11 protein-coding genes are annotated in these 11,997 nt (G+C 63.6%); 5 read left to right on the top strand and 6 right to left on the bottom strand.

What is annotated here, in order from left to right:
- Window positions 1–41: 41 nt before the first annotated feature.
- A complete protein-coding gene (gene paaZ, locus DYI42_RS05545; RefSeq protein ID WP_213544935.1) occupies window positions 42–2,063 on the top strand; it encodes a phenylacetic acid degradation bifunctional protein PaaZ in 2,022 nt (673 codons plus the stop codon).
- 380 nt (window positions 2,064–2,443) lie between these two features.
- Here the strand turns inward: paaZ and DYI42_RS05540 are convergent, their stop codons facing one another.
- From DYI42_RS05540 to DYI42_RS05515, 6 genes are all read right to left on the bottom strand, one after another.
- Window positions 2,444–3,301, bottom strand: a complete 858-nt coding sequence (locus DYI42_RS05540; protein ID WP_213544934.1) for a fumarylacetoacetate hydrolase family protein — start codon at window positions 3,299–3,301, stop codon at window positions 2,444–2,446.
- A gap of 85 nt (window positions 3,302–3,386) precedes the next feature.
- On the bottom strand, window positions 3,387–4,841 hold the full coding sequence (locus DYI42_RS05535; protein ID WP_274608795.1) for an NAD-dependent succinate-semialdehyde dehydrogenase: 1,455 nt from the start codon (window positions 4,839–4,841) through the stop codon (window positions 3,387–3,389).
- Between the two features lie 46 nt (window positions 4,842–4,887).
- On the bottom strand, window positions 4,888–5,868 hold the full coding sequence (gene hpaD / locus DYI42_RS05530) for a 3,4-dihydroxyphenylacetate 2,3-dioxygenase (RefSeq protein WP_213544933.1): 981 nt from the start codon (window positions 5,866–5,868) through the stop codon (window positions 4,888–4,890).
- A gap of 14 nt (window positions 5,869–5,882) precedes the next feature.
- Complete coding sequence (hpaD, locus tag DYI42_RS05525) at window positions 5,883–6,734, bottom strand: 3,4-dihydroxyphenylacetate 2,3-dioxygenase (RefSeq protein WP_213544932.1); 852 nt, start codon at window positions 6,732–6,734, stop codon at window positions 5,883–5,885.
- 39 nt (window positions 6,735–6,773) lie between these two features.
- Window positions 6,774–8,276, bottom strand: a complete 1,503-nt coding sequence (gene hpaE, locus DYI42_RS05520) for a 5-carboxymethyl-2-hydroxymuconate semialdehyde dehydrogenase (protein ID WP_213544931.1) — start codon at window positions 8,274–8,276, stop codon at window positions 6,774–6,776.
- The gene (locus DYI42_RS05515; protein ID WP_213544930.1) at window positions 8,273–8,668 is read right to left on the bottom strand and encodes a 5-carboxymethyl-2-hydroxymuconate Delta-isomerase; all 396 of its coding nucleotides are present in this window, start codon (window positions 8,666–8,668) and stop codon (window positions 8,273–8,275) included. The genes hpaE and DYI42_RS05515 overlap by 4 nt, the downstream gene beginning before the upstream one ends.
- A 129-nt stretch (window positions 8,669–8,797) precedes the next feature.
- Between DYI42_RS05515 and hpaR the strand changes: the two genes are divergently transcribed.
- The 4 genes from hpaR to DYI42_RS05495 all read left to right on the top strand — a co-directional run bounded on the left by hpaR (window position 8,798) and on the right by DYI42_RS05495 (window position 11,941).
- Window positions 8,798–9,274, top strand: coding sequence for a homoprotocatechuate degradation operon regulator HpaR (hpaR, locus tag DYI42_RS05510; RefSeq protein ID WP_213544929.1), 477 nt, complete (start codon window positions 8,798–8,800; stop codon window positions 9,272–9,274).
- A gap of 158 nt (window positions 9,275–9,432) precedes the next feature.
- Window positions 9,433–10,068, top strand: a complete 636-nt coding sequence (locus DYI42_RS05505; protein ID WP_213544928.1) for an ATP-dependent Clp protease proteolytic subunit — start codon at window positions 9,433–9,435, stop codon at window positions 10,066–10,068.
- 135 nt (window positions 10,069–10,203) lie between these two features.
- Complete coding sequence (gene clpX, locus DYI42_RS05500; protein ID WP_213544927.1) at window positions 10,204–11,469, top strand: ATP-dependent Clp protease ATP-binding subunit ClpX; 1,266 nt, start codon at window positions 10,204–10,206, stop codon at window positions 11,467–11,469.
- A gap of 91 nt (window positions 11,470–11,560) precedes the next feature.
- Window positions 11,561–11,941, top strand: a complete 381-nt coding sequence (locus tag DYI42_RS05495) for a RidA family protein (protein WP_213544926.1) — start codon at window positions 11,561–11,563, stop codon at window positions 11,939–11,941.
- Window positions 11,942–11,997: the final 56 nt, after the last annotated feature.

The following is an 11,997-nucleotide window of genomic DNA, read 5'->3' as shown; positions in this document are numbered from 1 at the left end:
CCGGTTGGTCAATTAATTCCGACAACAGGGAGGATCTTAGCATGATCGAAGTTGGCAGCTATGTGGGCGGCGCGTGGATGGCCCCGGGCGCGGGTGCGCGAGACATTCATGATGCGATTACCGGTGAGCGTATTGGCCGCGCAGGCAATGCGGCGTTGGATGCGGGCGCGATGCTGGAGCATGGCCGCAGGGTTGGCGGGCCGGTGCTGCGGGCGATGGGCTTCAAGGCGCGGGCAAAGATGCTGAAGGCGCTGGCGCTGCATCTCAGCGGGCAGAAGGAGGCGCTCTACGATCTGTCCTATACCACCGGCGGCACGGCGGCTGACCACATGATCGACGTGGACGGCGGCATCGGAACGCTCTTCGTCTACGCTTCCAAGGGCGTGAAGGAGCTGCCCGAGGAGGGTCCTTTGCTGGACGGCGATGTGGAGTTCTTCGGCAAAGCGGGCAGCTTTGGGGGGCGGCATATCTGCGTGCCGCTTCAAGGCGTTGCGGTGCATATCAACGCCTTCAACTTCCCGGTCTGGGGGATGCTGGAGAAGATCGCGCCCTGCCTGTTGGCGGGGATGCCTGCAGTGGTGAAGCCGGCGACGGCAACTGCCCATGTCACCGAGGCCTGCGTACGGATGATGCTTGATGCCGGCGTGCTGCCGGAGGGCGCGTTGCAGCTTGTCACCGGCGGCCTGGGCGACACGCTGGAGCGGCTTGGCCCACAGGATGTGGTGACCTTCACCGGCTCCGCCGACACGGCGCTGAAGCTGCGGGGCACGCCAGCGATCCTGCGCAACTCGGTGCGCTTCACGGCGGAGCAGGACTCGCTCAATGCCTCGATCCTCGGGCCGGATGCGGGGCCGGACAGCCCGGAATTTGACCTGTTTGTCAAAGAGGTTCACCGCGAGATGACGGCCAAGGCCGGGCAAAAGTGCACGGCGATCCGGCGCATGCTGGTGCCGGAGGCACAGGTTGACGCGGTGATCGAGGCCATCTCGGCGCGGCTGGCCAAGACCGTGGTGGGAGACCCGCGCGAAGAGGGCGTGCGGATGGGGGCCCTTGTCAGTGCATCGCAAGCGGCAGATGTGCTGAAGAAGGCTGCGATTATCGGCTCTGAGGCAGAGCTGGTGCATGGTGGAATGGAAGGCTTCGCGCCGGTCGGAGAGCGGGCGAAGGGCGGGGCTTTTGTGGCGCCCCATCTCTTCCGGGCCGACCCGGACAGCGCGAGCCGCGTGCATGACACCGAGGCTTTCGGGCCGGTGAGCACGGTGATGGGCTACCGCGACATGGCCCACGCCTGCGAGATCGCGGCGCGGGGGCAGGGTTCGCTGGTGGCCTCGGTCATCACCCATGATCCGGCGGTGGCGCAGCAGGCGGTGATGGGCCTCGCGGCCTGGCACGGGCGGGTTTACCTTAACGACCGGATGTCGATGAAGGAGAGCACCGGCCATGGCGCACCGATGCCGCACATGGTCCATGGCGGGCCGGGACGTGCCGGTGGCGGTGAGGAGCTGGGTGGCATCCGGGCCGTGACCCACTACATGCAGCGCACGGCGGTGCAGGGATCACCCGAGATGCTGCGGGCGGTGAGCGGGGTGCAGGTGAAGGGCGCGCCGGAGGTGGAGGCCGAGGGCCATCCGTTCCGCCGCAAGTTCGGTGAGCTGGAGGTGGGGCAGGTTCTGGAGACGAAAGCCCGCGAGATCACGCTTGAAGATATCGAACATTTTGCAGAATTCACGGGTGATACCTTTTATGCGCATATGGACGAGGAGGCGGCGGCGCGAAACCCGTTCTTCCCGGGCCGTGTGGCGCATGGATACTTGCTGTTGAGCTTCGCTGCCGGGCTGTTCGTTGATCCGGAGGAGGGGCCCGTGCTGGCAAACACCGGGCTAGAGAGCCTTGCATTTATGCAACCTGTGGTGCCGGGTGACAGCATTTCGGTGCGACTGACAGTGGCGAGCAAGAAGCGGCGCACGGCAGAGCATGGCGAGGTGCGCTGGGCGGTGGAGATCATAAGGCAGGACGGCGAGACGGTGGCGGAGTATGAGCTGCTGACCATGGTGGCGGTCTAAGTGGTGCAGCGCTGCGCCTTAGGCGTGGGCGCCGCCCCAGGAACCCTCTGAGTTTTCGCCTGAATGACTGCCACCGCCGCGCCACGCGGAGCAGGTACGGTTCTCTTATCGTTGGACGTGATCGTCTTGCTGAACTTGGTTCGCCCCTATGACCACGTCACTACTTGCGCGTCGCTCGGGCCGATCAAGGCGGCAATACCCGAGGCGGCGGATGTGCCATTGCACGAGGAGGGTTGATTGGAGCGCCGCAACTTCGGGCGACTGCGTTTCACGCGTCGACCGTGTCAGTCCGAGCCCTCCTTGCCGGCCTGTTTGTGGCGGTTCCGAGGCCGTAAGCTAGGAAATCTAGAGAATGGTATGGCGGGACAACAAGTCCCGCCCTAGGCGTCTCGCACCGTGTTGCGCAGGGTTCCGAGGGTGGGGGAGGTGACTTCGACCACGTCGCCGGGCTTCAGGAACTTCGGCGGATCGAAGCGGGCGCCGGCGCCGGTGGGGGTGCCGGATACGATGATGTCGCCGGGCACCAGCGTTGTGAAGGTGCTGATGTAGGCGATCTGGAAGGCGACGGGAAAGAGCATTCGGGCGGTGTTGTCCTTCTGGCGCGACTCGCCGTTCACCCGGGTTTCGATCTCGGCTTCGGTGATCTGTTTCGGATCGGTGAAGGGCACCAGCCACGGCCCCATTGACCCGCTCGCGTCCCAGTTCTTGCCTTGCGTCACGTTGAACTTGGCGTGGCGGACCCAGTCGCGCAGGGTGCCCTCGTTGCAGAGGGTCAGAGCTGCGATGTGGTCGAGCGCCTCAGCTTCGGGGATGCGGCGGCCACCCTTCCCGATGATCACGGCGATCTCGCCCTCGTAGTCGAGTTGCGGCGTTTCCGGCGGGCGTATGAGCGCCTGTTCGTGGCCGGTAAAGCTGCGTGGAAAGCGGATGAAGAGCGAGGGGTTGGGCGGGGCTTCCTTGCCGTCCTTGTACTCGGCGTTCCGGTCGGGGAAGTTGACACCAACACAGATGATTTTCTCGGGCGAAGGCACTGGAATCTGGTAAGAAAATTCGCCCGGTCCGTGGGTGATCGGTCCGGTCTGCGCCGCCATCTTTTCCAGCGCGCCTGCTTCGATCACCTCGCGCAGCGTGGGAAAGCCCAAGTGGTGCGGCGAGAGGGCGGAGAAGCCTTCTTCGGTGACGATGCCCCAGAGAGTGTCTCCGGTGGCGTGGCAGGTGACGGTGGCGAGGCGGGTCATTTGAGGTCCTTTCGAGGGTGCGCCATAAATGCGCACCCTACGGGTTGTCGCGAAGACGCCTCGAAGGGCGGATGAGCGGGTTCGGTCAGACGTCCATGCAGAGGTATTTCAGCTCCATGAACTCCTCCATGCCGTGGGACGAGCCTTCGCGGCCGAGGCCCGAGTGCTTGACCCCGCCAAAGGGGGCGACGGCGGTGGAGATGAGGCCGGTGTTGATGCCGACCATGCCGTAATCGAGCGCCTCCGATACCCGCCAGACGCGGGAGAGGTCGCGGGCATAGAAATAGGAGGCAAGGCCGAACTCGGTGGCATTGGCGGCCTCCACCGCCTCTTCCTCGGTTTCGAACTTGAAGAGCGGTGCGACGGGGCCGAAGGTTTCCTCGGTTGTCACCTTCATCGAGGTGTCGACTCCGGTGAGCACGGTGGGCTGCCAGAAGGTGCCGCCCTTCTCGTGGGCCTCGCCACCGAGGATCACCTTGGCGCCCTTGGACTTGGCATCCTCGACATGCTCACGGACCTTCTCCAGGCCCGCATCGTCGATCAGCGGCCCGAAGTTGACGCCCTCATCGAAGCCGTCGCCGGTTTTCATCTCGCCAACCTTCTTCGCCAGCTTCTCGGCGAATTCGTCATAGACGCCGGATTGCACATAGATCCGGTTGGCGCAGACGCAGGTCTGGCCGTTGTTGCGGAACTTGGCGATCACCGCGCCTTCCACGGCGGCATCCACATCGGCGTCATCGAAGACGAGGAAGGGGGCGTTGCCTCCGAGCTCGAGCCCCAGCTTCTTGATGGTGGGCGCGCATTGCTCATAGAGCTTGGCGCCAACCTCGGTGGAGCCGGTGAAGGTGAGGGCGCGGACGGTCTCGCTTGCCGTCATGGCACTGCCGATTTCGGAAGCAGAACCGGTGAGGATCGAGAACAGCTCCAGCGGCAGGCCCGCACGTTCGGCCAGCACACCCAGCGCGAGGGCTGAGAAGGGGGTTTGCGACGCGGGCTTCAGGACCATGGCGCAGCCAGCGCCAAGGGCGGGGCCGGCCTTGCGGGTGATCATCGCGTTGGGAAAGTTCCAGGGCGTGATCGCGGCCACGACGCCGACGGGCTGCTTGAGCACCACGATCCGCTTGTCGGGTTGGTGGCCGGGGATCACCTCGCCGTAGGTGCGGCGCGCCTCTTCGGCAAACCACTTGATGAAGCTGGCACCATAGGCGATTTCGCCCTTGGCCTCGGCCAGCGGCTTGCCCTGTTCGGCAGTCATGATGGCGCCGAGGTCGTCCTGGGCTGCCATCATCAGGTCATGCCACTTCATCAGTACGTTGGCGCGGTCTTCGGCTGTGCGTTTGGCCCAGTCTTTCTGCGCCACGCGGGCGGCCTCGATGGCCGCGTCGGTTTCCACTTTGCCGAGCTTGGGCACGCGGCCGATGATCTCCCCCGTAGAGGGGTTGGTCACGTCGATGGCGTTGTCCCCTGCAGGGATCCATTTGCCCGCAACAAGGCAGGCTTCTTTCAGGAGCGATGGGTCGTTCAGCTTGGGCATGGGCATGGCGGGGCCTCCTAGTGGTCCGGTTGATGCGGACTGTAGCGCCGGATCAAGGGGCGACAATGGGTTGAGCCGCCAGTGTGGCAGGAACCGGCTCTGCGCCCTCGAAGAGCGAGCCTTCCTCGAACCAGCTTCGGGGGGCGGGCGCGCCCCAGAGCGTCTGGCGTTGTGGATCCTTCAGATCCCATTTGATCGGCTCGAGGTCGGGGTCGACCGTCTGGTAATCGGAGCAGTAAATCTCGATCCGGTGGCCATCGGGGTCGCGGATGTAGAGGAAGAAGGCGTTGGAGATGCCATGGCGGCCTGGGCCGCGCTCTATGTTCTTGACCCAGCCGGTGGTGGCCATCAGGTCCAGCAGGTCGATGATGTTGAGCGGGGTGGGCACCCAGAAGGCGGTGTGGTGCAGGCGCGGGCCGGTGCCGTTTGTGAAGGCCATGTCGTGCACGCCGCCCTTGCGGTGGCACCATGCAGCCCAAAGGCGGCCGCTTTCTTCATCCTCGGTGTACTCTGTCACCCGGAAACCCAGTTCGTTGTAGAAGGCCACCGAGGCGTCGACGTTGGGGGAGAAGCAGTTGAAGTGGTCGATCCGCAGTGGTTTGACCCCGTGGTAAAGCTTGTACTGCTGGTGGATGGGCGGGAGCCTGTCCATCCGGGCGTAGAATTCAAGCGGTATACCGTGCGGGTCACGCGTTCGGAACGTGCGGGACTGGTAGGGGCGCTCGACCCATTCGGTGGCGTGGCCCTTGGCGCGGAAGAAATGCTCGGCGCGGTCGAGGTGCTCGTCGTCGAAGACCTTGAAGGACAGGTCGCGGGCTTCGGCCTTCTCGCCTTGCTTGAGCACAATGCAGTGGTGGCCGCGCTCTTCCATGGCGCGCAGGTAGATCGTGCCGCTGTCCTCGTCGGTAACCTGGAGTCCCAGCGTGTCGACGTAGAAGGCGCGGCTCTTGGCCAGATCGGTGACGATCAGCTCAACGTGGCTGAGCCGCAAGATGTTGAACTCGGGTGTGAGGTTGGGGGCGGGAATGGGCATGGGGACTCCGTGGGTTAAACGGGAAAGATCACGTTGGTCTGGCCGGTGCCGGAAGACGGAAAGTACGGTGTGACAACCTCGCAGGGCTTGTCGTAGGCGTCCCATCCGAGCGCGCCGTAGAGCATCGCGGTGTCGTGCATGGAGCCTTCGCCGCAGCAGTGGGCTGCGTATTCGGGCAGCATCTTGAGAAAGCTGGCGTGGTCGCCCGCTTTCCACATTTCCAGCACGTGGAGATCCATCTGGCGGTTGAACTCCGAGGAGATGGTGAAGGTGCCGTTGTTGGCGGCATAGTCCTTGTTCGGCCAGATCTTGTGCGAGAGCGAGCCGGAGGCGACCAGCATCACGTTGCGGTCGGAGGCCTCGACGGCGGCGCGGATGGCCTCTCCCACGATTCGGCTTTCATCGTGGTCGTGCACGGTACACCAGGCGGCGATACTCACGACCTTCATCTCGTAAGCCCGGCTCATGAAGCGCATGGGCACGAGTGTGCCGTACTCCAGCTCGAGGCTGTTGAGGTGGTGCGCAAGCGTGTAGGCGCCACGCTTGGAAGCTTCGGCGGCGATGGCGTCGCCTAACTCGGGGTCACCGTCATAATCGTAGGGTAGATCCTGGATGAACTGCGGGAACTCGTTGGAGGTGAAGAGTCCTTCGAAGCGGCTGTTTGCGTTGATGTGGAAGCCTGCGTTTATGACCCAGTGCGTATCACAGATCACCACGGTATCGGCGCCGAGCGACTTGGCGCGGCGCGCGATTTCGGCGTGGCCGTCGATGGCGGCCTGACGCGTGCCTTTCACCGGTCCCTCCTGCTCGGACATGAGCATGGTGGGCACGTGGGTCATCTTGGCGGCAAGAACGATCTTTCCCATGGTTACTCCTCCCTAGGATGCTGCGCGTTTCCTTGGGTGTCAGGCGCCTAGGCGCGGGATCTTATGGGTGCCGGTGGCGAAGCCGATGTGCTTTTGCTCCATGTAGAACTCGAACGACCAGTCGCCGCCATCGCGGCCGATGCCGCTGGCCTTGACCCCGCCGAAGGGGGTGGGCAGGTGGCGGACGTTCTCGGAGTTCACCCAGATCATTCCGGCCTCAAGCTTGTCAGTGAAGCGCATGGCGCGGGTGATGTCTTGCGTCCAGACATAGGCCGTCAGGCCGTAGGGGATGTCATTGGCGATCCTGAGCGCCTCGTCCTCATCCTTGAAGCGGATGGTCGTGAGGACAGGGCCGAAGATTTCTTCCTGGGCAATGGCCATCGCATTGGAGGCACCGGTAAAAAGGGTGGGGGCCACGAAGTGCCCCGCCTCGCCCACGCGGGTGCCGCCCGCAGCGATCGTGGCGCCCTCGGCCCTGGCCTTGTCGAAGTAGCTCGACACCTTGTCAAAATGTGTCTTGTGAATCAGCGGGCCAACCTCGGTGGCCGGGTCGAGCGGATGGCCGACTTTTATGTTCTTTACCCGCGCGGTCAGCTCGGCCTCGAACTTGTCGGCAATGCTCTCCTGCACCAGCAGGCGCGAGGAGGAGGTGCAGCGCTCGCCGTTGAGCGAGTAGATCATGAAGATGGCGGCATCGAGCGCCCGTGGCAGGTCTGCGTCGTCGAAAACCACCACCGGGTTCTTGCCGCCGAGCTCGAAATGGACGCGTTTGAGCGTGGGCGCCCCCTGCGCCTGGATCATGGAGCCGGTCCTGCTCTCACCGACGAAGGCGATGGCCTTGATCGCCGGGTGTTCCGTGAGGGCCTTGCCAGCCTCTTCGCCGAAACCGTTCACCATGTTCCAGACGCCGGGCGGCAACCCGGCCTCTTCAGCGATCTCCACCAGCAGGCGGGCGGTCACGGGTGAGAACTCGGCCGGTTTGTGGACGATCGTGCAGCCCGCCGCGAGCGCCGGTGCGATCTTCCATGTGCTCAGCATGAACGGGGTGTTCCACGGGGTGATCACTCCGACCGGGCCGATGGGCACGCGGGTTGTCACGTTCATCAAGGTGGCGGACGGAAGGTGTTGACCATCGCGCGCTGCGGGTGCGCGATCTGCAAAGAAGCGGAAGTTCTCGGCACCGCGCAGCGCTGCCTTGGCCATGAAGCGAATCGGTTGCCCAGTGTCCCACGCTTCGCAGAGCGCGATCTTTTCGGCGTTGGCCTCGATGGCGTCGGCCACGGCGTGGAGCAGCTTCTTGCGGGCAGAGCCTGGCATATCGCGCCACTCGGGAAAGGCATCCTTGGCGGCTTGGGCTGCTGCGTCGATGTCGGCAGCGGTGCCGCGCGCGACTTCGCAGATTACGCTTTCGTCAACCGGGGAATGGTTGGTGAAGGTGGCGCCTGTTACATCTTTCCCGGCGATGCGGTGTGCGATGCCTGTCTCCTTCAGGCGGGCAAGAGGAGTGCCAAGCGTGTCGAGGTTGGTTGCGAGGTCTGTCATTTTGCCTCCTTAGCAGCGAGGTGGTCGCGCACGGTGTTGAGCTTGGGTGAAAGGGCGGGGTCGATATCGCGCATTTCCAGCGAGAGCATGATCGGCTGGCTTTCGATGACGGGCGCAAGGAAGCTGCGGGCCGCTGCGAAGACGTGGGCCGTTGCGGCCTCCTTCGCTTCCTGCGGCCGTCCACCGCGCAGCCGGATGGAGATGTCGACGAAGATGTTGGCTGGGTCGCCGTCGGCGATCGCATAGGCGTCACAACGCGCGGCGCGGACGCGGAGGCCGGCGAGGGGGAAAACGCCGGTTTCCATCCCCGCCACACGCAGGGCCTCGCACAGCCCGGCCATGTCTGCGTAAGCCTCGAGGTTGGCCGAATACTCGACTCGGATGTGTGGCACGAATCTCCTCCCGAAACTTATTAACGAGTTAAATAAATATCCTCCCGCGGTCAAGTGTAGGGCGCAAATTCTTCGCGGGCCCCGGTAGGTTTGCTTGATGAACCGTTTGGCATCGGCCATACATAGCATATGCCGGATGATAGCCCGAACTCTTCTGGCGGGGCTCGGGATGGTAATGGTTCACTGCGCCATACATCACGCTCCTTGCCAATTGCGCTCCTGCGTGCCCGCGAAGTGGTTATGGCCCCGCTCCGTGAAATGCTGGCTTCGACCGGTGTGACCGAGCAGCAGTGGCGCGTTCTCAGGGTGCTCGACGAGAACCGCACCATGGAGCCCAAGGCACTGGCGGAGCAGGCGTGCCTGCTGCTGCCCAGCCTGACGCGGATCATGCAATCTCTGGAGGAGCGCGGCCTCATGTCGCGTGCGAAGGATCCGAATGACGGCCGCAAGCTTCAGCTCACAATCACGGATGAGGGGCGCGCGCTGCTTGAGCGTCACAAGGGAGAGAGCAACCGCATCTTCGATGCGCTGGAGGCACGGTTCGGGGAGGAGCGGCTGGACCAGCTTCTGGACCTGCTTAACGAGCTCGCCAGCCGGAAGGGGTGAACCGGATCGCGCGCCAGTCGCCGCGCCCTCAACCAATTGTTCACGCTTATGAGGTCTTTGGGCGCGGTACTCTTGCAGCCCCCCCATGCCAGCACTAAGACAAGGGGACGCGAAGCACGGCCCCGTTTTCGGGGCTCCATAAAGCCGAGGCCCGAGCGATGAGTGACCCAGTCGAAACCTACATGAACCTCGTTCCCATGGTGGTCGAGCAGACCAGCCGCGGCGAGCGGGCCTATGACATTTTCTCGCGCCTGCTGAAGGAGCGGATCGTCTTCGTGAACGGCCCGGTGCATGACGGGATGAGCCAACTCGTGGTGGCACAGCTGCTGCACCTCGAGGCCGAGAACCCGAAGAAAGAGATCAGCATGTACATCAACAGCCCAGGCGGCGTGGTGACGAGCGGTCTCTCGATTTACGATACGATGCAGTATATCCGGCCCAAGGTCAGTACTCTGGTCATCGGCCAGGCGGCCTCCATGGGGTCGCTCCTGCTGACGGCAGGGGCCGAGGGCATGCGCTTTTCCCTGCCCAACAGCCGCATCATGGTGCACCAGCCCTCGGGCGGCTACCAGGGCCAGGCGACGGACATCATGATCCACGCCCAGGAAACCCAGAAGCTGAAAGACCGGCTTAACCAGATCTATGTTAAGCACACCGGCCAGAGCCTGAAGAAGGTGGAGGCTGCGCTGGAGCGGGACAACTTCATGAGCCCTGAGGAAGCCAAGGACTGGGGCCTGATCGACGAGATCGTGGAGAACCGCGACAAGGGCGGCGACGAGGGCGGCAGCAAGTAAGCTGCGGCCACGCGCGCGTCGTTCACTTTAATTTGGCGTTGTGTCCCGCAGGGTGCTGCCATAGGATTCCTCAAATCCGGGGCGCAAACGGGGCAGAACGCAAGACAACGGGCAAGGCAGCCCGAGGGGTTATGAATGGCGACGAATTCAGGTGGTGACAGCAAGAACACGCTCTACTGCTCTTTTTGCGGAAAGAGCCAGCATGAGGTGCGCAAGCTGATTGCAGGGCCAACGGTATTCATCTGTGATGAATGCGTCGAGCTTTGCATGGACATCATCCGCGAGGAAACCAAGAGTTCGGGCCTGAAGTCCTCCGACGGCGTGCCCACGCCGAAGGAGATTTGCGAAGTTCTCGATGACTACGTGATCGGCCAGTTCCACGCCAAGCGCGTGCTCTCCGTGGCGGTCCACAACCACTACAAGCGGCTCAACCACGCCGGCAAGACCGGCGATATCGAGCTGGCCAAATCCAACATCCTGCTGATCGGCCCCACCGGCTGCGGCAAGACCCTGCTGGCGCAGACGCTGGCGCGCATCCTCGATGTGCCCTTCACCATGGCCGACGCCACCACGCTGACCGAGGCCGGTTACGTGGGTGAAGACGTGGAGAACATCATCCTCAAGCTGCTGCAGGCATCCGAGTACAACGTGGAGCGGGCGCAGCGCGGCATCGTCTACATCGACGAGGTCGACAAGATTACTCGCAAGTCCGACAATCCCTCGATCACCCGTGATGTAAGCGGCGAGGGCGTGCAGCAGGCGCTGCTGAAGATCATGGAGGGCACCGTGGCCTCCGTGCCACCGCAGGGCGGGCGCAAGCATCCGCAGCAGGAGTTCCTGCAGGTCGACACCACGAACATCCTGTTCATCTGTGGCGGCGCCTTCGCGGGGCTCGACAAGATCATCTCCCAGCGGGGCAAGGGCTCGGCCATCGGCTTCGGTGCCGATGTGAAGGACAATGACGACCGGGGTGTGGGTGAGGTGTTCACCGAGCTTGAGCCGGAAGACCTGCTGAAGTTCGGCCTCATCCCGGAATTCGTTGGCCGACTGCCGGTGCTGGCCACGCTGGAAGACCTCGACGAGGATGCGCTGGTGACGATCCTCACCGCGCCCAAAAACGCGCTGGTAAAGCAGTACCAGCGGCTGTTCGAGCTGGAAGACACCGAGTTGACCTTCACCGACGATGCGCTTCGCGCCATCGCCAAGCGGGCGATCGAGCGGAAGACCGGGGCCCGAGGCCTACGCTCGATCATGGAAGACATTTTGCTGGATACCATGTTCGACCTGCCGGGCATGGAGGAGGTGGACGAAGTGGTTGTGAACGAAGAGGCCGTGACCTCTGATGCCCAACCGCTTTTCATCTACTCCGAAGAGAGCAAAGCCGAGAACGCTTCGGCCTGAGGCAGAACGGCTAGACGATTATGAAGGCCTCGCGAACGCGGGGCCTTTTTGCATGGTGCCACGAAGGCGCACCCAACCGAAGGAGACGGGTATGAAACGGAGGTTGATCAGCTCGGGCGGGCCGTATGAAGAGAAGATCGGTTACAGCCGCGCGGTGGTGTGTGACGGCTGGGTCTTTGTCGCAGGCAGCACCGGGGCTGACCCGGAGACGGGCGAAATGCCGGATGGCGTGGTGGAGCAGTGCCGGAACACGCTGGAGACGATCCGGCGCGCGCTGGTGAAGGCGGGCGCGACGCTCGATGACGTCGTGCGGGTAAACTACGTGCTGCCGGTCGCAGCAGATTTCGAGCCATGCTGGCCGGTGCTGGCGGATGCGTTCGGCAAAGCGCGACCGGCAGCGATGATGATTGAAGCGGGGCTCATCAGCCCGGCGATGAAGATCGAGATCGAGGTGACGGCGCGTCTGCCCTGAGCGTTGTGTTTGGCTGAGCCGTCATGCAGCGGGGGGCCAGCCCCCCGCTGCATGAC

This window comes from Vannielia litorea (assembly GCF_018424695.1).
Lineage (GTDB): Bacteria > Pseudomonadota > Alphaproteobacteria > Rhodobacterales > Rhodobacteraceae > Vannielia > Vannielia litorea_A.
This window is presented reverse-complemented; position numbering and strand designations above follow the sequence as displayed.